The organism is Streptomyces sp. NPDC059989 (assembly GCF_042736975.1).
Classification (GTDB): Bacteria; Actinomycetota; Actinomycetes; order Streptomycetales; family Streptomycetaceae; genus Streptomyces.
This window is the reverse complement of record NZ_JBHWUO010000083.1, coordinates 1-23,348: the sequence shown is the minus strand read 5'-3', so window position 1 is coordinate 23,348 and position 23,348 is coordinate 1. Positions and strand designations below refer to the sequence as shown.

General features: G+C 68.1%; 22 protein-coding genes and 2 pseudogenes. 8 read left to right on the top strand and 16 right to left on the bottom strand.

Translation table 11 applies throughout. From position 1 onward, the window contains the following. Positions 1–408 precede the first annotated feature (408 nt). Together ACFWBN_RS37485 and ACFWBN_RS37480 are read right to left on the bottom strand one after the other, a co-directional pair. Entirely contained in the window at positions 409–591 is a 183-nt protein-coding gene (locus ACFWBN_RS37485) for a hypothetical protein (RefSeq protein WP_385185585.1), read from the bottom strand. Positions 592–872: 281 nt separating this feature from the next. Next, positions 873–1,367, bottom strand: a complete 495-nt coding sequence (locus ACFWBN_RS37480) for a hypothetical protein (RefSeq protein ID WP_385185582.1) — start codon at positions 1,365–1,367, stop codon at positions 873–875. 1,243 nt (positions 1,368–2,610) lie between these two features. Here ACFWBN_RS37480 and ACFWBN_RS37475 point away from each other — a divergent pair. Beyond that, a complete protein-coding gene (locus ACFWBN_RS37475) occupies positions 2,611–3,045 on the top strand; it encodes a hypothetical protein (protein WP_385185579.1) in 435 nt (144 codons plus the stop codon). A gap of 135 nt (positions 3,046–3,180) precedes the next feature. Beyond that, positions 3,181–3,693, top strand: coding sequence for a hypothetical protein (locus ACFWBN_RS37470; RefSeq protein WP_385185577.1), 513 nt, complete (start codon positions 3,181–3,183; stop codon positions 3,691–3,693). Between the two features lie 290 nt (positions 3,694–3,983). On the opposite strand, the gene ACFWBN_RS37465 is transcribed toward ACFWBN_RS37470, so the two are convergent. Both ACFWBN_RS37465 and ACFWBN_RS37460 read right to left on the bottom strand, forming a co-directional pair. Further along, on the bottom strand, positions 3,984–5,126 hold the full coding sequence (locus ACFWBN_RS37465) for a caspase family protein (RefSeq protein ID WP_385185574.1): 1,143 nt from the start codon (positions 5,124–5,126) through the stop codon (positions 3,984–3,986). Continuing rightward, positions 5,123–5,461 (bottom strand): hypothetical protein, encoded by a 339-nt coding sequence (locus ACFWBN_RS37460; RefSeq protein WP_385185571.1) that lies wholly within the window; start codon positions 5,459–5,461, stop codon positions 5,123–5,125. Before ACFWBN_RS37460 ends, ACFWBN_RS37465 begins: the two co-directional genes overlap by 4 nt. Before the next feature lie 379 nt (positions 5,462–5,840). On the opposite strand from ACFWBN_RS37460, the gene tpg reads away from it, so the two are divergent. After that, the gene (gene tpg, locus ACFWBN_RS37455; RefSeq protein WP_385185568.1) at positions 5,841–6,392 is read left to right on the top strand and encodes a telomere-protecting terminal protein Tpg; all 552 of its coding nucleotides are present in this window, start codon (positions 5,841–5,843) and stop codon (positions 6,390–6,392) included. Here tpg and ACFWBN_RS37450 read toward each other — a convergent pair. From ACFWBN_RS37450 to ACFWBN_RS37440, 3 genes are all read right to left on the bottom strand, one after another. Further along, the gene (locus ACFWBN_RS37450; protein ID WP_385185566.1) at positions 6,370–7,080 is read right to left on the bottom strand and encodes a hypothetical protein; all 711 of its coding nucleotides are present in this window, start codon (positions 7,078–7,080) and stop codon (positions 6,370–6,372) included. The two genes, tpg and ACFWBN_RS37450, sit on opposite strands and share 23 nt — an antisense overlap. Before the next feature lie 123 nt (positions 7,081–7,203). Beyond that, entirely contained in the window at positions 7,204–7,476 is a 273-nt protein-coding gene (locus tag ACFWBN_RS37445) for a hypothetical protein (protein WP_385185563.1), read from the bottom strand. Then, a complete protein-coding gene (locus ACFWBN_RS37440) occupies positions 7,473–8,222 on the bottom strand; it encodes an AAA family ATPase (protein ID WP_385185560.1) in 750 nt (249 codons plus the stop codon). Before ACFWBN_RS37440 ends, ACFWBN_RS37445 begins: the two co-directional genes overlap by 4 nt. A 566-nt stretch (positions 8,223–8,788) precedes the next feature. On the opposite strand from ACFWBN_RS37440, the gene ACFWBN_RS37435 reads away from it, so the two are divergent. From ACFWBN_RS37435 to ACFWBN_RS37425, 3 genes are all read left to right on the top strand, one after another. Continuing rightward, positions 8,789–8,998, top strand: a complete 210-nt coding sequence (locus ACFWBN_RS37435; protein ID WP_385185587.1) for a hypothetical protein — start codon at positions 8,789–8,791, stop codon at positions 8,996–8,998. 1,279 nt (positions 8,999–10,277) lie between these two features. Next, the gene (locus ACFWBN_RS37430) at positions 10,278–10,742 is read left to right on the top strand and encodes a hypothetical protein (protein ID WP_385185558.1); all 465 of its coding nucleotides are present in this window, start codon (positions 10,278–10,280) and stop codon (positions 10,740–10,742) included. 799 nt (positions 10,743–11,541) lie between these two features. Then, positions 11,542–13,839, top strand: a complete 2,298-nt coding sequence (locus ACFWBN_RS37425; protein ID WP_385185555.1) for a Helicase associated domain protein — start codon at positions 11,542–11,544, stop codon at positions 13,837–13,839. A gap of 283 nt (positions 13,840–14,122) precedes the next feature. Here the strand turns inward: ACFWBN_RS37425 and ACFWBN_RS37420 are convergent, their stop codons facing one another. From ACFWBN_RS37420 to ACFWBN_RS37410, 3 genes are all read right to left on the bottom strand, one after another. Further along, positions 14,123–14,263 (bottom strand): hypothetical protein, encoded by a 141-nt coding sequence (locus tag ACFWBN_RS37420; RefSeq protein WP_385185552.1) that lies wholly within the window; start codon positions 14,261–14,263, stop codon positions 14,123–14,125. A 277-nt stretch (positions 14,264–14,540) separates the two neighbouring features. Then, the gene (locus tag ACFWBN_RS37415) at positions 14,541–15,017 is read right to left on the bottom strand and encodes an RICIN domain-containing protein (protein ID WP_385185549.1); all 477 of its coding nucleotides are present in this window, start codon (positions 15,015–15,017) and stop codon (positions 14,541–14,543) included. A 183-nt stretch (positions 15,018–15,200) separates the two neighbouring features. Beyond that, complete coding sequence (locus tag ACFWBN_RS37410; RefSeq protein WP_385185546.1) at positions 15,201–15,329, bottom strand: hypothetical protein; 129 nt, start codon at positions 15,327–15,329, stop codon at positions 15,201–15,203. Positions 15,330–15,511: 182 nt separating this feature from the next. Here ACFWBN_RS37410 and ACFWBN_RS37405 point away from each other — a divergent pair, with 182 nt between their 5' ends. After that, positions 15,512–16,657 (top strand): SMI1/KNR4 family protein, encoded by a 1,146-nt coding sequence (locus ACFWBN_RS37405; RefSeq protein ID WP_385185544.1) that lies wholly within the window; start codon positions 15,512–15,514, stop codon positions 16,655–16,657. Positions 16,658–16,729: 72 nt separating this feature from the next. Here ACFWBN_RS37405 and ACFWBN_RS37400 read toward each other — a convergent pair. From ACFWBN_RS37400 to ACFWBN_RS37385, 4 genes and pseudogenes are all read right to left on the bottom strand, one after another. Then, positions 16,730–17,477: pseudogene (locus ACFWBN_RS37400) on the bottom strand (transposase family protein). A 312-nt stretch (positions 17,478–17,789) separates the two neighbouring features. Beyond that, positions 17,790–18,191 (bottom strand): hypothetical protein, encoded by a 402-nt coding sequence (locus ACFWBN_RS37395; RefSeq protein ID WP_385185541.1) that lies wholly within the window; start codon positions 18,189–18,191, stop codon positions 17,790–17,792. Positions 18,192–18,229: 38 nt separating this feature from the next. Beyond that, a complete protein-coding gene (locus tag ACFWBN_RS37390; protein ID WP_385185538.1) occupies positions 18,230–18,502 on the bottom strand; it encodes a hypothetical protein in 273 nt (90 codons plus the stop codon). A gap of 328 nt (positions 18,503–18,830) precedes the next feature. Continuing rightward, a complete protein-coding gene (locus ACFWBN_RS37385) occupies positions 18,831–19,028 on the bottom strand; it encodes a hypothetical protein (RefSeq protein ID WP_385185535.1) in 198 nt (65 codons plus the stop codon). Positions 19,029–19,139: 111 nt separating this feature from the next. On the opposite strand from ACFWBN_RS37385, the gene ACFWBN_RS37380 reads away from it, so the two are divergent. Then, positions 19,140–21,758 carry a tetratricopeptide repeat protein gene (locus ACFWBN_RS37380; RefSeq protein WP_385185532.1) on the top strand — a complete coding sequence of 873 codons (2,619 nt, stop codon included), beginning with the start codon at positions 19,140–19,142 and terminating at the stop codon, positions 21,756–21,758. Positions 21,759–22,162: 404 nt separating this feature from the next. Here ACFWBN_RS37380 and ACFWBN_RS37375 read toward each other — a convergent pair. Together ACFWBN_RS37375 and ACFWBN_RS37370 are read right to left on the bottom strand one after the other, a co-directional pair. After that, positions 22,163–22,238, bottom strand: a pseudogene (locus ACFWBN_RS37375) (transposase); the annotation flags it as partial. Between the two features lie 555 nt (positions 22,239–22,793). Beyond that, the coding region (locus ACFWBN_RS37370) for a GNAT family N-acetyltransferase (RefSeq protein WP_385185529.1) at positions 22,794–23,348 on the bottom strand (555 nt) is incomplete at its 5' end.

Sequence of the window (23,348 nt, the reverse complement as noted above, 5' to 3'; positions counted from 1 at the left end):
GGAATCGTCGGCAGCGTCTGATTTGTATAAGAGACAGCGCCTACGCTGCGCTCGGCGGGGTCCGCTTCGCGGACCATGGCCGGCCCTTCGGGCCGGAGTCCTGCGCTTCGCTTCGGACTAGCTCCGGTTCCGCTGCGCTCCATCCGGAGCTGGGCCCGCTTCGCGGGCCGGGGTACTCCCTCGCTTCGCTTGGGAGGTGACCCCGTTTCACGGGGTCCGGGCCTGCGGCCCGTTCCGGGTGTCCGCTTCGCTCCCACCCTTGGTCCTTCCGGCTTCGCCTTCAGGACGAGCCCGCTTCGCGGGCGGCTGGCAGCAGGGGGTCTTCCCGTGTGGGCCAGTCCGGCATTCTGACGGTCATGTCGTGGTGGCGGGCCAGTTCGAGAGGGGTCTCCCCCCGAGGTATCGCGGTCATGTTCCGTTCGCCTCAACGAGGAACACGGCCAGTGTGAGCGCGCACGCCAGGAAGAGACCGCCTGACACGAGAAGGCAGCCGCTCCGCTCTTCCTTCGGCCTGAAGAACGCGATGGCGACGCACACGGCCAGAACGATGAGACCGAAGATCGCGAAGAGTACGACAACACCGAGCGCCATGCTTCTCCCCCAGGGCTGTGGTTCCGCTGCGCTGCAGGGCTGACCTTGGGTCACCGACCGTGCATAGCACGGTCGGTGAGGCCTTCCCCTGCGCTCCATGCTCCTGGACTGCGAAGCGTCCAGGGCGGGCATGGTCTCTGCTTCGCTTCGGACTGGTTCCGGGTCCGCTTCGCTCCCCCGGAACCGCCTTTCCGGCGGGGCGCTTCGCTTCCCGCCGGAAAGGTCCGGTCTCGCTTCTTACCTCTGAGGGGCTGCCCCTATCGGGGAATGCCCCCGACCTTCTATCCCCTGAGTGTGAGCGTCATGGCTTCCAGGTTCAAGCCCCGACCAGTGGTACCGATGATGATCCTAGAACCATATACGGCATCCATCCAGCCAACGTTCTGGACGTGGGCCTGGCCAGCCAACTCCTTGGATGAAACCTGCACCATCACTGCTTCCAAAGGAAGGCCTCGACCCACGGTTCCAACTTCGACCGTCTGGCCACTTCCCACACACCAGAGACCACCCTCCGGCTGCCAGCCAACATTACGGATGTGTGCAGCGGCGCAGAAAGTTCCACCGTTCTTGATCTGTATCCTGACGGCTTCAATCGCCTTGTTCTCGCCTGTCGACCCAGCCGGGCGCGAGCCACACTGCCAAGGCTGCCAACCATAATCAGCAACATGGACCTGATAGCAGGCATCTCCATAGGCGGCCTGAGCTACTCCCCCAGTCGCGGAACTCAAGGCCAACACCGAACAGAAAACCAAAAGTGCACTAAAGGCACGCTTCATTAATAACCCCCCAATTGAACGAGCGTAAGACGTCAAGCAGGATACACGTCCTTGATCATCATCGGCTGGGACCCCTCCCGTCCCTCACCACGCTCGGCCCCTACTCACCGGCACACCACCGCAAGGCCCTTCCAGCTCCAGGACCAGCCCGCTCCGCGGACATCATCAGCCCAAGCCGTGCCCTGCACTTTGCTTCCAAGCCTGTGCTTACGGTCCCTGAAAACTGCGCGCAACGGGGGCTGCCACGTCTGACCACTTCACCCACCACTCCAAACATGCTGCTTCAATCTATACCCGGGCTAGACTCCGGAATCCGACACTGTCACCAAACCCACTGCCGGCATGTGTTGTCGGCGGTCGCTGAAACTGCGCAGTACCCAACCAACCTGCGCAGCCAGGCCCCAAGCTAGGAAACCCGCAGGTCAGACGGTTCCCGCACCCCGACTCTGCGCAGAATCAGTGAGCCACCCAGCCACAATCCCGCTCAACCAACCTGCATAACACCAGGTCAGGAACATGACGACTGTGCAGATTCACTGACCGCCGACTCGCGGACCAGCGAAACTGCACACTCCCTGTCCGGCCCGTGGCTGGAAGTGGGGATCGACTGGGTCGACCGTCATGGGGGGAACAGATCAGTGGGTACGTGTCCACCATGCAGGATGCTGACAAGGGCTGGTCCAGTGGCGGCTACGAGAGACAGGGCGGCCTGCTGGACGACTGCACGTCGCAGGGAGCGGTCAGCTAGACCGCGCACATGAGCAGTCTTGGCGGATGTGTCCTGACGGCGGCTGGGCTTCATTGGGTCCTCCATGGCGGTACGTCTCGGCTGGTGTCGCCGGGGTCGGCGTTGGTAACCACTCTTCAGCCGGAGACCTCCAGCTGTCCCAAGTTGCGGGCAGGGCGGGCACTTGCATGGCTACCCTGCAGGTCACGGCCACGAAGGCATGGACATCCGTCGCCTTAGCCCCGGGAGGGGCGGGCAGTCGGCACATGGACAGGGGCGAGGATGGACCAGTCAGCAGGGCGGACCGTGGGCCCGCGGTGTCAGGCGCTGTGGTTCCGGCTGAGAGATCTGCGTGAACGCGCCGAGCAGACGCGCAAAGTGGCCGGCCGTTCCAGCTCGCTAAACAGTCTGGAGAACGTCGTCCGGCAGTCTGGTGTGGCCGGTACAGCGCTCTTCAGGGGGCAGCGTGCTAGCGATTGGGCTCCCCCTCATCACGGACCCTCAAGGAGGTTCGTCGTGCCACAGGACGGCGAGGTAATGCTGGCCGTCGTCGCAGCCTGGTCGGCATGGGCGGGCGAGCCATCGCTGCTCAGCGACAACAGGATCAACCTGGCGTGGCTGAAGACGGCAAGGCGGGAGTGGGACGCTCTGCTCGCCGCAGCGCAGGATGAACGCGCAACCCCGCCGGAGGGAAGGCCGCAGACGCCACCACTCCAGATCGTGCGGCTGAAGCTGACCGCTATTGGCGGCACTCCGCTGCAACCCGTCGACAGCAGCCCCGCCTCGCAGGAAGCCTGGCTCAAAGAAGAGCAGCGGCAATGCGAGGCGACCCTTCATCCCACGCCGGCGCCGCCCCCGTCTTCCGAGGCGGGCACGAAGCTGCAGCCCTCCGATGTAGCCCACCTCCCGGCACCGCGCCTGACCATCGGCGAATTGACGGCGCTCGTCTAAAGGCACCTCGAGGAGACAGACCCACGTTCGGAGCATGACTATCGGGCGCAGGTACAGCAGTACATCGCCCAGTGTTCGGAGCAACTGACGACAGCCGTCCGCCGTGCAGCCCAGGCCCGTCTGGCACCTCTGAGGGTGCGCCTGACCAACCGAACGAACCTGAACCTGAAAGACGTCGAGCTCCGTCTGCACATCCCTGGCGAAGTCGACGCCTACCGAACCGTCTCGTACGCAAGCAACGAATCCGTCACCGGCCTGCCAACCCGTCCGTCGCCATTCGGATCGGCCCGGCGCAAGTCCACGTTCCAACAAGCCGTGACAGCCAACATGGGCATGATCATCAGCCCCAATCTGAGCGACTTCCCAGGAGCCAGGTCTTTGTATGCTCCCGACCCGTCCCTGCCCAACATCGTGAACGGCGGCTCCGCCACTATCACCTACAAACTCGGAGACATACGCCCCCAAGGGCATGCCGACGCCCGCGGCGTCATCATCCTCGCCTCCGCGCCAGCTGGCCCCCTCATCACCGCCACCTGGGCCGCAACCTCTACCAACCATGACACCGTCGTCACGGGAACCCTAGACCTCACAGTGTCCGATAGGGCCCTACGCCCCAACGACCTCATCACCTCATCCGGACAGGGTTAGCCATTCGGCAGTGCGGCCGGGGCGCTGCTGCCAGACTGGGTAGTCCGTCAGTCTGCCGCTGGGGGGAGTGGGACTGTGGCACAGCAGCGCAAGGGTTACTACCGGGCCCGGCACTATGTACAACCCTCGTCTGTGTCTAGCAGATGGAAGAAGCCGTCTACCGGCGTGATCGTAGTAGCCGTTCTGCTGGCCATCGCCGGCTGGAACACACTAGTCGGGAGTGATGCCGAGAATACAAATACGCCCCCTCAACCTCGTCCGTCTGGAGCCACTTCCCCGGCTGGCACCGGTCAGTGACCGCGATCGCGCCATAAGGCGGTAAGCCGTCGCCACGCACTGCCGGGTTCAGCGCTCGCAGGAGCGCGCACGTCGCTGTGCGCTTGTCTTGGTGCGGCTGCGTTGCGGCGGAGTGTCAGCCAGGTTCTGTGCCATTGCTGAATTTGGTCATTGGGAACACCACAAGCGGCCAGGTAGGCGGCTGTTGTGTTCCAGGTGGTTGGAAGCACGTCGCGGTTGACCAGTCTGCTGATAGTGCCGACGGAGATTTGTCCGGCTGAGCGGCGGCTAGCCTCCTCCTGGGTCAGTCCGCTGACTTCCCGCACGGCCCCGAGGCGCGTGAGGAAGCCGGTGACAGTGCTGATCGAAGTTGGGTCAGGCCACGGACGGTGATCTGTCTCGCGGCCGACCGCAACTGGTGTGTCGGGAAGATCCGCATGATTACGTCCCAGAGCCACCTGGGCGCCACTGTTGCGGTTCCTGGCCTGTGGAACAGGTAGTGCTCGTGCCTCCAGGGTCACGCGCAGGTGGCGATAGACAGTCTCCAGGTCGAGCAGTGGCGGCCCTCCGGAGATACCGTGGCGCAGCGTGTCGAGAAGGGCGCCGGTGAAGGCTGTGTAGGTGTCACCGACCGGTGCCTTAGCGGGGCTGGTCTCGGCAGAGGCAGCGAGGAGGAAGGTGCCTTCCACCGCTGCCTGGTCGGCCAGGTTCTGGGATGCGCTCATCCTGCCAAGTGCGCGGCCGGCATAGCAGCAGTCCAGAAGGACGACGAACCTCTGTGCTCCGGAGTCCAGAAGGACTTGCCGCAACCAGTCGTAGTTGAGGCTGGTCTCGACCCAGTCAGGCCGTGTGTGTGGCAAAGCCAGAGTGAGGGCATCGTGGGGGTCAACGAGGCCGTGGCCAGCGTAATAGACAATCAGTGTGTCTGTGGCCTCGGCGGCTGCTTGACGCAGTGGGGCGATCACGGCAGTTGGATCGTGGGGATTCTCGACGACGGTCACGTGCGCGGCGGGCAAGCGCAGGGACAGCGGACCACTCAGAAGGGCCGCGAGGGCGGTCAGGTTGTTCGAGACAGCGGGCAACTGCTCGAGGTGGTCGTAGCGGCTCGTGCCCAGCAGTACCGCACGTGAGGCCCCGGGGTCGGGCAGAACACTCACGCGCCCTGGCCCTCGTCTGAAGCAGCATCCAGTGCTCGGGTCGCTCGTTCGACCTCCTCGGGTGAGCAATCGGTCAGGACGATGATCCTGTCACCTCGGTGGATCTCTATCCGCGGTCGCTGCGGCCGAGTCTGCCGCCACGCCACCAGAGCCAGTACAAACGACGCTGCACTCCACCCGTTTCCCGTTACCAACTGCAGCACATCGAGCGTGGCGCCCATCTCTCCCGGACGGGGAGTGCTTCCCCTCAGGTCGGTCACGGCCGTCCCACGAACAGCTGGATCCAAACGAAGCCAACCCTGCAACGAACGCAGTTCCCCCGCCCGCGATTCCATGTGCACTTCTAACCGCACTCAGGTCTCCCGCCACCGATCCAGGCGCAGCCTTGCTGGCGGCACCCCCGTTCTCCATGGTCGTGCACCAGGCCTATCCCTCGCCTTGGTTCAGGTAAATCGGCGCTCTCTCCATCACCCCTCCACCCCCCGCAAGTCACCCTGAGCCGCAGATGCCAGCCCCTGGCTGTCACTCCGCTGGCGCGAAGGCCGGGCGGTGGTCAAGGTGCAACCTCGTCGCGGCCGAGCTGGCCTGGCGCCCGACCAGACGCTGTAGCGCATCTCAGTACCTGGTGACGGAAGGATCGGTATTCCGAGCGCCCGGCCACTTGGTTCGTGAGAGTCCTGCTGTAGCGGCTGGTCCTGCGGACGGAGGGTCAAGGTGATCGGGTCGGAACTGGAGAAGCTGCTGTACACGCGGCCGGTACCAGACACTCCCGAGCAGCAGCTCGCCGCGCTGCTCAGGTGGGCAAGGGGCTCCAAGCAGGTAGTGGCGCGGGAGTTGGGCGTGTCCCAGCGGACGGTCCAGCGATGGACCGCTCGAAAAGCCTCTGCACGGGCCAAGCCCTCCGTCCGGCACGCGGCGGTGATCGAGACACGGGTACGAGAGCGGTGGCAGCCGCTGGTGCGGGCGCGCCGCCGGGCCGCCGTGGAGCGGCAGGGACTGGTGGTGCACACCCGGGCGCGGTTCGGGTTCGAGGCCGGTCCAGGCAGCTCGGATGACGCGCGGCAGCGGCTTTTGACGGTGCCGGTGCCGGGTGAGGTTGCCCGGGAGCTGTTCCGCGCCTGGGAGGCCGGCGCCCCGGACAGTCAGCACAAAGTGATCCTGGGCCGGGCCCTGGGTCACGTCTACTTCCGGGCGGCGGGTCGGCGAGCGGACGCGCTGCAGGTGAAGTTCGGGGAGGTCGACTTCATCGAGTTCGGACTCGCGTAGCCGGTGGTGCGGACGATCTCAGGGGTTCGTAGCGCAGTGCCTCGCGTTGCTCGCGCCAAGCCCAGACGACTGCACCCTGCTCGGTTCGCCGGGCCGGAGCAGGAGGGGGCTGGGGTGGGCGGATCTTGATGCTCTCGGCCAGGCGCAGGAGGGCGGGGCGGTCGGCTGGAGCGGCCAGAAGCCAGGGGACATCAGTCAGGTGGGCGAAGCGGGCTGCGGCATGGAGGAAGCAGCGGGCCCAGGCGGGTACGGGATAGATCGCGCAGCCGTCGGTGTAGCGGGCCTGATCGTGCAGGGTGAGGGTGCCGTCGGTGGGGTCGAAGCCGTCCGGGCGCGCGGTGGCCAGTTGCTGGAACGAGGCCCGCAGGGCGACGGCCGCCGCGAGAGCGGCTGCTCGGGCCGGGTGGGATGTCGCCGTGTGCAAGCGATCGGTGACCTGGACGACCTGGGCCGGAGTCGGGGGGACGGGTCCTGGGCGCTGCTGGTAGACGATCGGCCGGGGAGTGCAGGTGGTGGTGCAAGGGCGGGGACTGTCGTAGGAGACGAGGCGGTCCAGGGCGTTGAGGGTAATCCAGCGCCCGACGGCCGGCGAGACCGGATTCAGTGGCCGGTCCGGTGCGTCGTCGCCCTGGTAGAGAGCGCGGGCTTGGGTGAGGGTGTCGACGGTCGTGTACCGGGTGGCGGGCACGGCTGAGAGCGGCCGTGAGCCGGGGGCGGTGCACAACGAGGGTGAGGTGGACATCGGTCTGCCGCTGGAGTTCGAGGAGGCGCTGCAGGCGGCGCTCGTCGAAGAGATGGGCGCGCAGAACCGTCAGACGGGTGACGGCCAGGCCGGTCGTCCACGCGGCGGCGGCCTCCCACAGTGGCGGACGGCCGTGAGGAAGCGGCCGGGGAGATGGGTCGGCTTGCCCAGGGCGAGGAGGAGGTCACCGGCCAGGGCGGTGTCGCTGGTCGTTCCGGGCGTGGGGTGAAGGGTGATGCGGCCGGCGTGCGGGGCGTGGGCGGCCAGGGCGGTGTGGGTGAAGGTGGCGTCGTCCCCGGCGTCCAGGACAACAGCCAGGCGGGGTGTGGCGGGTGTGGTCATGCGAGGCGGCTGAAGGCCCAGCGCAGCAGGTCGCGGTCCGGGCGTGGGCGGCCGGTGCGTTCCAGGGCGGTGCGGGTGTGGGCGGTGAGCTGGGCCCAGGCACGGAAGTTGCCGTGGGCAGCCTGTTCATCTGCGAAGGAGATGTCGGCCGGGTCACAGTCTTCCCAGATCGGGTGGAAGAGCGGAATGACGTCGAGGACTTCTTCAGGGGTGAGGCGGGTGAACTGCTGCCAGATGAAGATCCGAGAGGAGAGCATCGGCTCGCGGCGCAGCACGGTATGGGCGCCTGCCCCGCCGACGAAGACGATCGCGATCTGGGTGGCGGGCTCGTCCCACAGGTAGCGGAAGTACTCGAACGCCTCCCCGTTGAGCCACTGGGCCTCGTCGACAAGGAATGTGCGGGGCCGCTCGGTCAGGGCGGTCTTCAGCAGGCGGTCGAACTCGCTGGGATGGCGGGGCGGCTCGCCGGGCAGGCGCAGCGTCTCGAAGAGCTCGTAGCGGACCGCACGGGCGGTCGGCCGGGCGCGGAAGGTGACCCGGCAGACTTCCTCACCGCGGGTGTCCTCCAACTCGTGGAGGCAGGTGTTGACCGCGAGGGTCTTGCCGAAGCCCGCGTTGCCGTGGATGCACATCATCGCCCGCGCAGCGACCGTGTCGGCGATGTTCTCCCGCGCGGTGAGCAGCGCCCGAGTGGTCACGATGGACGCGTCCGGGAGATCGACGTACTGGTAGGTGGGGGCGGTCACCACGTTCCTCCCTCAGCGGTTTCGGCATCGGCGGCAGCAGTGGGGACGACCCGCTCATCAGCGCTGGCCGTACCGAAGGCGTGGCGTGGCGGGTGCGGGCGGCGAGGCCGGGAGGTGTGCGCCATTCGGCCGGCGGAGCGGACGGTGGGATCAGGTCCGGCAGCGCAAGTCTCGACAGGCCCGCCCAGTCGGCTTCCGCAAGCTCCGCGCCGGCCTCCACCGCGGACACAGTGCCGAGCCGCTCCGGCTTCCCCGGCCGGGTGACCGCCGCGTAGCGCTCACGCTGCGCGGCCCCGAGATCTTTACTCAGACGACGGCTGCGCGCGGCCCGCGCCGTGCGGACCGCGGTGATCTGCTCCGGACTTGCCTCGTCAGCGACGGTCGCGGGGCCCAGGTAGCGGCCGTTCGTAGCGTCGAAGACCTCGATGCGGTGATCGTGGTGCGGCATGAACCGCACCCTGACCCCCGTACCCGCCAAGCCGCTCATCCACGGGCCTATGTAGTCCCGTCTGCGGAACCGCACCCCGCGGGTAGAAATCACCCGGACACGGCCGTCGTCTTCCAGCGTGAACGTCCACAACTCCTCCGGGCTGACCTCCCGTACCGGCGTCGGGTCGGCCTGCCACACCTCCAGCGGGGACCGGCCGCCCAGCGGCTTCGGATGGTGGGAGGCGTTCCACCACTCCACCCAGTCCAACAGGCGCGTGGTGAAGTCCTCGAACCCGAGGAGGACCTCGCCCTTCGGTCTCGTCCGGCGCCTGCCAGGGCGCGGCTGACGGAGGTACCCGGGCAGTGCCGCCAGGAACATCGACTCCACGGCACGGTTCAGGCCCTCCGGCGTTTGGCGCGCTGGTGGTGGAGGTGGAGGACCTGCCCGCCTATACCCCCATCTCAAGGGCACGGTGGCGGCGACCGTGTTCGACAGGAAGTCCTTCCCCCGGTCCACACGTACCTTCTCCGGGAGCCCGCCCTGCGGCCCGAAAGGCTCCCCGCGTAACACCGCCGCCCGCAGCGCGGCCAGCACCGACTCCCGCGACGGATACCCCGGCGTGAGCGCCACACCCATGATCACGTTCGTCGCGCAGTCCACGAACCAGGTGATCCAAGGCCGCCGGGATCGCCCTCGACATCGACCAGGACCGGGGCCTGAACGTGATCGGTCTCCCACACCTGATTCCGCCAACCCCGCGGCCGGGCCAGAAACACATCATGCTTCCGCGCCTCGCCCTCACCACCGGCCAGCCCCGCCCGCTCCCCCGCCGTCAGATCCCGCCGGATCGCACGATGCAACGTCGGAATCGACGGCGGCAGTTCACCCTCGCCCCGGGCCGCACGAGCAGTCAACTCACGATGCACGGCCGCCACGTTGCCCCTCCACAGCCCCAGCAGAGCCCGGACCTCCGAGGTGACCATGAACCTCCCGCAGTACCGGGTCCGCTCCCCCAGAGCCCCGGCCGCGGAGTCGTCCTCCTCGACGGCGGCCAGCCACCGCCACACGGCACGCTCCCGCACACCCAACGTCGCCGCCATAGCCCTCACGTGTTGGGTGGTCAACTCCCCTTCCCGGCGCAGAGCCAGCAACCGGCGTACCGCCGGTCCCCGCAACGCCCGAACCGACACAGCCGGCAACACGGCGCCCGAGCCTTCCAAGCCTGGTGGCTGCGCTCCCTCATCCACCCACCCATCACACCGGCTCCGGCCCGGCCCATGGACAAGAACTCACGAAACTGAGACAGCATCACCCCAGCTGCGATAAACGCCCAGGACAGCGATCCCCCATCGATCTCTCACATGAAAGACAGCGACACCACACCACAAAACAGTCACTGACCAGCATCAACACACCGAGACTCACTGTCTCTCAAACCACTGTCCCGAACCCGAGAGATCGCACCTGCCCCGAAAACAGACCCCGACCAGCACCAACGCACAACCATCGCTGTCTCTCACCCCACTGTCACGAAACCGAGAGATCGCACGCAGCCAAAGGGAACCGAAGATCACCGAGCTACGTCATTGAACATGTTCAAGCATCCATGACCAGGGGGTTCATCTATGTCCAGACGACGTCGACGCAACGCAAAATGGCTCGGGGCCGCCCTCGCGGCAGCCGCGGCCACCGTGTTGGCAACAGGCGGCTGGTACGCGTACCAGCTGGTCTCAGGTGTCACCGGCACCCTGGGCGTGCCCTGCGACGAAGCCTCCCACGCCCTCCGGGCCGCCCGCCTGCCCGACGGAACACACGACCGCCAGTGCACTGCGGGCACGTGGATGAGCACCGAATACCGATTGGACTTCCGTGCGCCCCGGGAAGCCACCGAGGCGTGGCTGCGGTCCTCATATCCGGACACCGAGCTTTCCCGGGATTGCACGGGCGCCGACGCGTGCACAGACCCACAACCGCACCCCGTGCCGTTCACGGACAAGGACGGTCACCGGCTCATGGACGTGGTGAGGATCGAACTCGACTACGAGAATGGAGACATCGCGCACGTGCGGGCGTCCGGAGTGACCATCTGACAACGGCCGGCACCATGGAGCGAACCATCTCTGACGGCCCCACGATACGCAGGACTGCCTGCCCAAAATCCGGGTCGCACCGCTCACCGACGCTCCCCTGCCCCCTGCCGGCACCAGCGAGAAGGAGGGACGGAACACTTCGCGCCCACGCGCGCGGACGGCGCCCACAGGCCGGCGGCTTCCCGCACCGGCGGCGCGGCAGGCGCAGCGCCGAGGGCGACAGCAGGAACGGGTGCGATGCCGGGAGCGGGAGCGGGGACCAGGGCGCCGGCCAGCCCCGGAGCGGGGCGCCGGATCGGCAGCCGGGGCTGGGGCGGGATCGGACGCCGTAGTCGCGGCGACCCTAGCGACGGCCTGGTCCACGCCGACCCCGGCCGCGAGCGCGTCGGTGAGGATCCAGGCGACGCCGTTAGCGCCGGGCAGGGCAGGGTGGGGCGGGAGTTCAGCGCTCGAAGACCTGGACCTCACGCACACCGTCGTTGAACAACAAACCCAGGCTGGCGGCCGGCAGGTCCACCGTCTTCGTGCCTGCCAATGTGCACTGATCTGACCAGGCACTACGTCAAAACCGTCAGTACAGAATCGGCAAGACCTGTCAGTGACAGAAGCGCTGCCCACTCATCCCTGACCAGGTACAACGCCCAGACCAGCCGCTGACACCTCGACGCCGAGAATCCACTGACAAACACGCGCACATCATCAGACGCAGGCGGCCCGGGAATGGCGGAGCGCCGGCCATACCAGGCCCGCGGTCGCGGTGTGCTCGCTGGAGGACGACCCCGCCCTGTGGGCCCTGGGTGTGCGAGCGACAACGTCGGCGCCGCAGCTCGGGCTGTGGCACGGGCGGGGTCCTGTCACCGTTTACGCCACCTACGCCTCCCTGCCGGTCCTGGCCGAAGCCCACGAGGGCGCGTACGGGCTGCCGATGGACGTCTTCGACCTGGTGGTCGTCGACGAGGCGCACCGGACGTCGGGGTCGGCGGGGAAGGCGTGGGCGGACATCCACCACCAGGAGGTCATCGCGGCGATGCGCCGGCTCTACATGACCGCGACGCCCCGGATCTGGAAGGAACGGCCGCCGCGTTCGCGGGCGGAGCAGGAGCTGTACGAGGCGCAGGTGGCCGTCGTGGACGAGGAGACGTCAGGTCGGACGCGGCGGGCGTGGAACCGGCTGCCACGTGAGCTGGCCTGCTCGATGGACGACGAGAAGGTGTTCGGGCCCGTCGTCTACGAGCTGTCGCTGGCATCGGCGATCTCCCGGGGGTTGCTGGCGAAGTATCAGATCGTCGTCGCCGAGCTGACCGACCCCGTCGTGACCCCGGCCCGGCTCGTGAGCGAGGAGCGGTACGAAGAGCGGCTGCGCGGTCAGCGGCTCGCGGCGACGCAGACCGCGTTGCTGGAGACCATGGCCGCCCACGGACTCCGGACCACGATCACCTTCCACCACCGCACGGTCGAGGCGGAGGCTTTCGCGGCCGGGCTGCCCCGGGTCGCGGCCCGGCTCCACGCCGTGGACCCGGAGCGGCACCCCGAGCGGGTGTGGGCGGGGTGGCTGTGCGGGGAACACGAGGGCGCCCACCGGCAGTCCGTGCTCTCCGACTTCGGGCGCCGGGCCGGGCGCGCCGTGCTGTCGAACTGCCGGGTCCTCGGTGAGGGCGTCGACATCCGGGCGACCGACTCGGTGGCCCTGATCGACCCGAAGAGATCGGCCGTGGACATCGTCCAGGCGATCGGCCGGGCCCTGCGCCAGCAACCCGGTCAGGGCAAGATGGCGACGCTGATCGTTCCGGTGTTCTTGGCCGAGAATGAGAAGCCGGAAGACATGCTTTCCTCGAACTCGTACCGCCCGCTGATCCGGGTATTGGAAGGCCTTCGGGCACACGATGAAAAGGCTGTGGAAATGCTCGCCATTCCACAGGAGAACCAGAAACGCGTCGTCGACCCGTCGCTTCCGGTCGGTCCGGAGCCCGCCGAGGGTGAAGAGGAAGGCCGGCTGCTGCTCCGGTTCGCGGCCCCCCGCGACCCTGTCCATATCGCGAAGTGGATCAGCTACACCGTCATCAACACCGAGCGGCAGGACTGGCGTCGGGGCGCCGAGGCCGCCTACCGCTACCGGCAGCGCGAGGAGCACCTGGACGTCCCCTACGAACACACCGAGGGCGCGTACCCGCTCGGACGCTGGCTCTCCGACCAGCGCCGCGCGTACCGGGCCGGGCAGATGACCGGGAAGCACGCGGCCGAGCTGGAGGAGCTGGGGATCGTCTGGGACACCGCCGACGCCGGCTTCGCCGAGAACCTCGCCGCCGCGCGGGCGTACTACGAACTCCACGGGACCCCTGCCGCCCCGCGGCACGCGACCGCCCTGGACCGGGCGCTCGGGCAGTGGCTCACGAACATCCGGCGCTCCGGCGGACTCGGGAAGGACGCCGACCGCGCCCGCCGGCGGGCGGAGGAACTCGCGGCCGTCGATCCGGACTGGAACCCACGCGAGAACGGGTGGACGGTGGACTGGCAACGCCACCACGCCTACCTCACCCAGCTCCTCGCGGGCGGCGCCCGGCTCGGCGACATCGTGCCCGGGGTCACCCTGCACGGCGAGGACGTCGGAGGCTGGCTCACCACCCAACGCCGGGACTGGGACCTGCTGGACGGCAAACAGCGCGAGCGGCTCGCCGAGCTGGGCGTGAAACCCTCCTCACGGCCCCGTACAACGCCCGCGAAGACGCGTGGGGCCACCATGTCAGGCGGGGCACCGCAGCGTTCCAGACGGGCGTTCAGGCCCTCGCCCAGTACCTGGAACGCGAGGGCGGCGCCATGCCGGGGCGGGCCCACGTCGAGCAGCTCCCCGACGGCAGTCAGCACCGCACCGGCATCTGGATCGCCAACCAGAAACAACGCCGCGACCGACTCGACCCGGCCCAGCTCGCAGCTCTCGCCGCACTCGGCATCGACTGGGCCCGATAGGGAGCATGGGAATCTGCAGCAGCCTGTCCAGCAAGAACGTCATTACCTGTCACTGGAAAAACCGCAGCAACCTGACACCAACCCGCCTCTGGCAGGCCCGCCACCAGTACAAACGCCTCTCCGCCGTCCGTGACAACGAACCGCTCCCGTCAGTGACAACAATCCGCAGATTCGCAGCGCCCACGGGGCCGGTGTCCGGGCCGGCCGGCTCGTAGTCGGACCGGCCACCCGGGCCGAACGCCCCGTGATCCGACATCAGCAGGGCGCCGTCCACCACCTCTTGCGGCGCCCACCCCGTCACGTCCAGGAGCAACCCGTCCAACGGGCCGCCCACCAGCTCGACGTACGCCCGCCCCTCCACCGGCCCCCCTGCTCCGGCTCCGCCCCGTACACCCGCCGCCCGGCCCATTCCTCAGTCATCCGCTCATCCTGACGCCCGCCCAGGCAGCGGAGCGCCCGGTTCCCGAAACCACCGGCCCGAACCGGATGGCGGCGCTGGGGTCGAAGGCGCCACTGCCGGAGCGGGCCGCGGAGCCGAAGCGCACGGCGATGCTCACTGCGGTGGCGCGGCTCCTTCCGGCTATCCGCGACCTACTGTGCGGCCGGCGTCTGAGCCAGGACACCGGGGCCGGCGAGGAGTGGAAGGCGGGCATACGGAGTCTTGGCGGGGGCGTAGGAGGTGACGGCCGCTTGATCGGGCGGGACCGTGTTGTCGTACCAGGTGGTGTGCCGCCCCAGAGCAGGCCGGGGCGGCAACACTTCAAGGCGGTGTATCACCGCTCCATGGCCGCACAGCGCAGGATCACTGCGCCGACTGCGACGGGAGACCTCAGGTCAGGCGTTCATCGTGTACCACAGCTGTCCCCGCGCTGTGCTGGAGTCCAAGTTCGTCGACCACTGCTGTACGGGGGCGCCGTCGTGCGTCCAGGAGTTCTCGACCTCGGCTATGTAGCCGGTGCCCACATTCCCGAGCCAGAAGTCCCCGCCGGATCCGATGTCCTGGATGATCGTCCACTTTTGATGGCCGAGGCTCGCGTTGCAGGTCCACTGCTGGATCGGGGCGCCCAGGTGCCGCCATCCGTTCTCGACCTCCAGGCACTTCCCGCTGTTCACGTTGATGATCAGGTACTCGCCGTTGCCGAGGGAGCGGAACTTCCACTTGGCGCCCGACTGCCCCACACAACTCCACTGCTGGGCATTGGCCCCGTTGACCTTGCTGGAGTTCTCGATCTCCAGGCACTTGTTGCTGTGTGCGTTCTTGATGTACAAGGGGCCGCTGTCCGCCGCCTGGGAGGCACCAGGGGTCGTCATCACCAACGCGACCCCAGCCGCAACAGTGGCAGCAACCTTCGCCGTCTTCTTCGTTCTCACTTGCCCTCCAAAGCAATTCACATGTACGCGCCAGGGATGTACGACACCCGGGCAGGCTGTGTGGTTGCCCCCGGTGGGCAGGTTTTCTCGGGAAACACCTCCGGTTCCTCCGTGACCGCTCCATCAGCGCCCGATATGCCCCCCGGCGGCGGCGCCCACGAAGACGGTGACGGCGCCGGTGGTGGTGGTGGTGGTGCGGAAGGCGGGGCCTTCGGGGTTCTTGGAGTCACTGAGCTTCTTCGAGTTGGCCACCGATCGGGTGAATGCGACTGAGCGCTTCAGTGTCGAGTGGGCGGCTGCAGCGTCCGGTGCCAGCAGCTTGGTGAGCCGGGACAAGGGTCCACTCGAGCTTGCCGGCCTGAACGCCAACCCGGCGGCAAGGCCGGTGAGCGACGATCAAGCTGTTGTCAGCCGCTGGCTCTAAGGTCGGCCCTATGACATCAGACCTGGTCCAGGACTCATGGACTCGCATCGACGCGTGGCTGCGCGAGCACGCGCCCCGCACTTTTGCCACGCTTCGGCCGCCCGCAGGAGACGAGGAGATCGCAGCAGCGCAACAGGAACTGGGGGTCACCTTTCCTCCGGACCTGGTCGCTTCACTCCAACGGCACAACGGTGCGCTGGAGGGACCTGAGGCTTTCCGGTTCAGTACGGGCGACCGGCTGCTCGGAGTGAGCGGAATCCTTGGGGACACCGGCTTCATGCGCGGCATCCACCAGGGCCTCGACGGGGAGACCGAGGGCTACTGGCTTCACGACTACGTGAAGTTCGGTTCTTACGACGTGACGTCGGACGGTCTTCTGATGGATTGCCGTACTGAGCGGGACTCCTTCGGTGCGATCGGACGGTTCTTCGACGAGACCGGCACCAGATTTGGGCAGGCCGACTCGCTGGGTGGGTATCTGGCCAAACTGGCCGACACGCTTGAGCGCGGCCAGGAGGCTGGTGTCGTCACCTTCAACGGCCGGCTGTTCTGGGAGGCGCCTCTGCCTGCCAGGCCGCAGTGCAGTGCCGACGAGCCCCTTCCCGCACCGGATGAGCAGCTGCCAGAGCTGGACCTGTCCCACAGTCCCACCGACCTCCTCCACGTGAGCCACCTGGACGGACATGAGGAACTCGGTGCACTGATCGCAGTCCTGCCGTATGAGCAGGTGGTTGAGGCCGCGCGGAAGCAGCTGCGCAGACTGGCGGTCGAAACGGGGCTGAACAACTACCCGGAGGTCAAGACAGCCCTGGACGCGTGGGAGCGTGGTGTGGCCCTACCGCGGCCGGACCAAACCGGCCCGCTCGCCTTGCGACTCCGCGCGGTGCTCGCACAGGCCGACACCGGCCGAGACGTCACTCGCAGGTGGGCCGCCGAGAAGATAGCCCTCGGGCTCTGGGGGTCCCCCTACAGATCCGTGTGCGAGAGCGCGGAGACCCGGAGTCACTTCACTCTCGACTGGCGTGCGGATCTGCATGCGGACCTGGGCAATCAGCCACTGCCACCGATACCTGACGACCGATTTTGGGGGGCGCTGCGCAACCCCGCCATCGACTCCAGTTGGTACGCGGCCCAGTACACCCAAGATCAGGACTGACCCCAGGGCTTCGGTTCCGCGTGAGCGCTTCATGCGGCGGTTATCGCCAGCCGAAGCGCTCACTGAGCTTCTTCAGCGCTGCCGCTCCAACGTGAGGACGGCCTTGACGATTGACGTCATGCGGTTGGGGCTGCACCGGGACCTGCGGAAGATCCGCCAGGACTTCAGGATCGCGACACCGCGTTCAACGGGCGCTCGTGCTGCGGCCAGCGCCCGGTTGAGGGTCTTCTCAGTGGGAGTGAGTTCCTGCAGGGGCCTGCGTTTGATGCCGGTCGCCAGCCACGGCCCGCCACCTTGGTAGGCGAGATCGGCCAGAATGGGAACGCCCTGGCGCTCGCAGATCCGGATGATCCGGTGGGTGCGGGCGGCGGTCAGGTCGTGAGTGCGGCCCGGCAGGGCGGGCGAGAGCCACAGCAGCCGGCCGCCGGGATCGGTGACGACCTGCACGTTCACGCCGTGGCCGGTGCTTGTGGGAGTAGTCGGCCCTGCCGTCGCCGACCCGGTCGCACTCGGCGAGGGTTCCGTCGAGCAGGACGAAGTCGGGATCATGCTCGCGCAGCGTCCTCAGCAGACCCGGCGCACGCGCGGCGAGCAGGTCGACGACCGCGCTGATATAGGCATGGGCGGTGGACTCGCTGATCCCGAACCCGGCGGCGATCTTCGCCAAAGTGGTGTGCTCGCGCAGGTACACCAGTGCCACCATCGCCCGCTGGGACGGACGGAGCTTGCAGCGCCGGTCGCCCTCACGAGTGACAACCAGCATGGCGACCCACTCCACGAGCGCATGCGACAGGTCGATTGCGGCAGGATGGACGACCAACGAGTCCCCCCGAGCAACGTAATTGAGACGTCAGACATCTCGATCAACAGCCCGGGGGCCTCGCTCGTTTCGCTTCACGGCCCATCACCCGATCGGTGGCCAACTCGAAGAAGCTCACTGACAAACAAGTGACGCGGCCACCTGCAGAATGTCGCGTCCAGCCAACACTCCTCACCGCGTTGCACTCGGCGTGAATGCAGCCGCACGGGCTCGCAGGGCCACGGCGATGGCACCCGCGACCACCAAGGTCCGGACGGGGCGCAGCGGCTTTCCAGGGGCCCTTCCAAATTCTGGAACGGCCCGGCGTCCGGGTCAGGTACGCGGATAGCCGTGGCCGGGCGGCGGGTACTCCCGGCCGGGGAGTTCGGCGACGCCGTAGAGGACGATCCGCTCGACCTCCGACAGCTCCCCGCCCTGCCCGAGCCCGTCGTCGGCGGCTTCGTCGATCGCCTTCAGCAGCCGCATCGACCGCTCCTGGTTCGCCTTGGCCCGCGCCGAGGACGGCGGCGTGGGGGTGTCCGGCGCCGGCTCGGCGGCCTGCGGAAGGTGCAGGGCGCCCGAGCGCCACGCACCGCCCAGCACCACGCCCCCGGCCAGCACAGTCAAGGCCACGCCCACGACCTCGTACCCGGACCACTGCGCCCACCAGCCCGTCGCGGCCAGCACCGTCCCCGCCAGCGCACTGCCACCGGCCCGGCGCTGCCTGCCCGTCATCACCATCCGCCTCCCCCTTCCTCGCAGTTCTCCCCCGGTCAGGCGCCGGGCTCGGCACCCGCCTCGCGGGCCGCGTGCCGCTGTACCTCCTCCGAAGGCCGCACCAACGGCCCCGCCGGAGACCGGGCAGGCCCCGGCCGGTACACGGCGCCCCGGTACGAGGTGGCCACGGCGGCCGTGCCGCCCAGCACCGTCAGGACGAAGTCCGCCTGCACCACCCCGAGGTGGCCCGCCCGCCACGCGGCCGCGAGCAGCGCGCCGGCCCCCGGGCAGCGATCCGGTCCCGGCCCGACAGCGACCAGGCCGCCCATACCCGGTCCGCGCGCACCCGGCCGCCCCGCCGTCCGGGTGTGGGAGCCGACGCCGTCACCGCGTACGCCCCGCGCCCTTGCTCGGTCCGGCCTGCTGCCGGTGGGCAGGGATCGCGGCTTCTGCCGGGGCCGGCTGCCCGGGAGCCGCGACGGCGGGCATGGTGGTGGAACGGGAACGGGCCGCCGCCGGGGAGACCCTCACGCGGGACGCGGGCGCGGCCGGTATGGAGGGCGGTGTCGTCAGGGAGCGCAGGTCGCGTCCACGAGACGGCCCACCGTGGTGGAGGACAGGCCTTCCTCCCGGAGGTCGATGTGCGGGCGGGATTGCTCACGCAAGGAACTGAGCCAGGACGGTGGCCGTGGCGGCGGCCAGGGTAAGAACTGCAGCGAAGGTCGCGGCTGCCCGCGTCAGGGCGGTTGGATAGGTGGCGCCGTCGAGCCTCGCGAGGGTGCCTGCGGCGGCGGCCGTCAGAAGCGCAAACATGAAGACAACGGCGGCGGCAAGCAGGACGACGAGCTGGTGCACGGTGGACTCCTTGGTTGGAAGGCGCTGCCTGACCAAACTGTCGGAATCGCTGTTCGCCGTGGTTCGCCCGAACGAAGATGGACACCGGCGAACACGAGGAAGCGGGGGCCGATGCCGAACCCAGCGCACGGTGAACTAGAGGAGGCCCTGTCCCGGCTGCGCACGATGTTGGCCGATGGGCAGGCTGTGGCCGGGCTGAACGTCACCGAACTCAGTGCTCGAGCCAAGCTGGGGCGTACAACGACCTCGCAGGCATTGAGCGCTGGCGGGCCGGTGCCATCGGCCGCGACCGTCGCTGCCTTGGCCCGGGCGCTGGGCCTGCCGGAGCGGGAACTCCTGATGCTGCGCCGGGCCGCGGCGGGTGAGATTGGTACTGAGCACCAGGAGCCCGGACGGCCGATCAGCGAGTGGGATCCCCACGACTTGGAGGTTCACCCCGCTGGGACCTCGGTGACGGGCGGGGTCGGTGCCCGCCACCAGCGGGTGCTGCCCGGCTACGTTGCGCGCGCCCACGACCAGGTCCTCGCCGATGCCGTGCGCGACGCTGCCGCCGGCCACGGCCGGATGCTCGTCCTGGTGGGATCGTCCTCCACGGGCAAGACCCGGGCCTGCTGGGAGGCTGTGCAACCTCTCGCAGCCCACGGGTGGCGACTGTGGCACCCTTTCGATCCGAGCCGGGCCGACGCCGCCCTAGATTCCCTCAGCCAGGTCGCGCCGCACACAGTGGTATGGCTGAACGAAGCCCAGCACTATCTCGGTGATCCACAGTGCGGCGAACGCATCGCCGCCGCCGTACACGCGCTGCTTACCGCCCCGGAGCGCGCGCCCGTTCTGGTCCTTGGCACGTTGTGGCCTGAGTATGAGCGCCAATATCAGGCCCTGCCTGCCACGGATGCGCCAGACCCTCATAGCCGGGTGCGCGAACTACTCGCCGGCCGCACGCTCCACGTACCTTCCTCCTTCGATGCCGAGGCTCTGCGCGCTACCGCCGAGCTGGCCCGCAGGGGCGACCTGCAGCTGGCCGAAGCACTCACCCGGGCATCAATCCACGGTCAGGTGACGCAGGATCTGGCCGGCGCCCCCGCGCTTCTACACACCTACGAACACGGCAGCCCAGCCGCCCGCGCACTCCTCGAGGTGGCCATGGACGCCCGCCGCCTCAGCATCGGCCTCCACCTTCCGCAGGCCTTCCTCACCGATGCCGCCATTGGCTACCTCGCCGATACCGACTACGACGAACTCACCGAAGACTGGGCCGAAGCCGCCTACGCCGAGCTCGCCAAACCTGTCCACGGCCGACAGGCCGCCCTGCGCCGAGCCGCTCCCCGTCCGGAACGCTGCCCACCCGGGGCATCGCCCTCCGCCCCGGTTCAAGCCGCCGGTCTCTCGACCGGACCCGTGTTCCGCCTCGCCGACTACCTCGAACAACACGGCCGAACCGCTCGAAGGCGACTCTGCCCGCCCGGGGCCTTCTGGGTCTCCGCTCACACCCACCTCAGACACGCGAGCGATCTGTATGCCTTGTCCAGAGCCGCCGAGTCACTGCATCGGATGCAGTGGGCCCACCATCTCCTTCACCAAGCAGCCGGTCTCGGAAGCGCGGCCGCACTGACTCACTTGGGCCAGCTCAGTGAGCGGAACGCGGACACCGAGACCGCAAAGACGTTCTATCTGAAGGCCGCTCACCTCGGTGACGGCGAGGGCATGGCCCAGCTGGCGCTGCTGCGGGTGCAGGGCGGGGACCACGAAGGCGCCAACGCCATGGCTCGACGGGCCGCCGCCACCAGCGCCGTAGTCCTGGGACGTCTGGCGATGCAGAGGGACGAGGTCTGGGACCGCTCGGGAGCGGAGTTCTTGGCCCGCCATGCCGCTGACGCGGGCCACATCCCAAGCAAGGCTCTGCTGGCGCGTCTGCGGAAGCGGGCGGGAGATGGCGACGGTGCCGAAGAGCTGGCCCGCCAGGCCCACGATGCTGGTCACATCCTTGGCACAGTGATACTTGCCGAACTACGGCAGCGGAAGGGCGATCACGAGGGTGCGAATGTGCTGTATCAGCAGGCCGCCGACGCTGGCAACATCGAGGCTCTCCAACGCCTGTGGCTGTGGCATAGAGGCCGCCGGAGCAAGGGACGCGAAGCGGCCGAAGCATTCGTGCAGGAGCTCATCGACCGCGGAGCTGGCGAGAAGCTGTTCGGTCTAGCCGAAAGCCTGGTGGAATTCGGTCATCCGAAATACGCCGAGGAGGTGTCTCTCCAAGCCGCCGCCGCTGGGGAACTGAACAGTCTGCTCCGTGTGGTGCGGCAGCGGGAGGAGGCCGCGGACCTCGCGGCCGCCGAAGAGCTCCTCAAAAAACCCGCCGACGCCGGAGAAGCGCAAGCACTCGTTCATTTGGCACGGCTGCGGGAGGCGGCCGGCGATCGAGCAGAGGCAGAGAGCCTCCTTCAGCAGGCCGTCGATGCCGGGGACTCAAGGGCCCTGGTCTTCTGGGCGTTGTTGAAGGAACGGGCCGGCGATCCCGAAGCTGCCGAAGCCCTGGCATGGCAAGCCCCCGCCTTCCTGCCATTCTTCGCCCTGATAGAGATGGCGAAGACGCGGGAGACAGCCGGCAACCACGAGAGCGCAGGACGCGTCTACCGCGAGCTCGCCGATGCACAACTGCTCGATCCGTCCGAGTGGCAGTGGCCGCATGGCCTGGATCCGGACGGATCCCCCACACCGCCATGGCAATAGACGCGTCTCGACGGAAGCAGTCCCGACCGCTCCCGGACCCCCGATCCCTGCGTCCCCTTCCGGGGGTGGGTCGACGGCACCGAACGCATCGCCAACACCACCCTCGACGCCGTGCAACCACCACGCCGAACCCACCACCACCCCCGACACCGTTAACCCCCACCAACACAAAAGGCCCTGACCAGCACAAACGCCAGCCGATCCTTTACACGCTAGAGCTACCCCCAACAAACCCAGCCACGCTCACCCCAGGGCACACAGCCCCCACCTCACACACCCCGACCCACCCCCCAAACCCGCTCACTTCACGTCCCACGTGATCAGGCCCTCGGCATCCGCCCGAGCCTGCAACCCGGTCAACACCGCCGACCAGACACCATCGCGTTGCCAGCGACGGAAAAGCCCATAGACCGTCTGCCACGGACCGTACTCCGCGGGCAGATCCCGCCAAGGCGCACCGGTTCGAACCCGCCAGCGAATGCGGGAAGGGCGGGCAGCCGACGGAGTGGTTCGGCACCGCCTTCCACTCCGTCCGGGGGGATGCAGCACCTGGACGTCCGCCAGTCCGGCAACGGCATCCTGATCACCTCCTCCCCCGCCGAGATCGACGGCGCACTGGGCTCTTTGGGATTCGGACGCCGGGGCGGACGTCGTCGTGTGGCCCGTGGAGCGGCGCTCTCCGGCCGATCCCCCTGCCGGGGTAGGACTCACATCGCCGCGGAAGGGATGCGCGATCGAGACCAGCCATCCAGAAGGGCCGTTACGCGGCTGGTGTAACCGGCGAGGCCCTCGTTCACGAGGCATGCGCCTTCTTGGGGAAAGCCGGACCCCTGTCACCCTTGGCATCCCAACCACCCGCCGGCCCGAGTGAAAGCCTGAAACCACCGAACCGGTGCCTCTGCGGATGGTCCGCAGTAACCGCCTGCCCTCGCAGTCATCAATCCCCCGGACCCGCACACGTTCAGCCATGTGACCACCCTGGCCGCTTGGCGCAGCAACCGGGCGGTATGCAACGACAGGGCAGTGTCGGATGCGCTAGATGCTCTTACACATGGACATCGACGCCACTTCGTAGCCATTGCGGTGGTACAAGGCAATCGCTGCCTCGTTGTCCCCTACAATATTCAAGCCCAACGCCGTCTTGCCCTCGCCGGCGACGAGTGCCTCAGCGGCCGCAAGGATGGCTGAGGCATACCCGAGGCGCCTGAATGGCTCGAAGACATTGATGTCGTACAGCCATGCGGAGCTCTCGCTACCGGAAGCTTGGCCGGGATCCGGACCCACCCATGGGTGCGGAGCTTCGAAGGCACCGAGCTGCTCGAAGAAGTGCTCGGTCGTCCAGTCATCTGGGAACCGGATCACGTGGCGCTCGATCTGGCTGCGCAGGCTGGTGGTCGTCGTGGTCCACCCGCCAAGTGGATCGTTGTCCAGGTGCCACAAGCGGCCCAGCAGCGCCATGAAGCGGTCCGGGTAGCCGAGGTGGTCGGCCAGATCAAAGTCTCTGGCCAGCTCGCGCCTGGTCCGGCTCGGGATCTGCACGTGGTGACGGCCGAGCCACAGAACATCCTGCAGCGCCATCCGTTCGGCCTG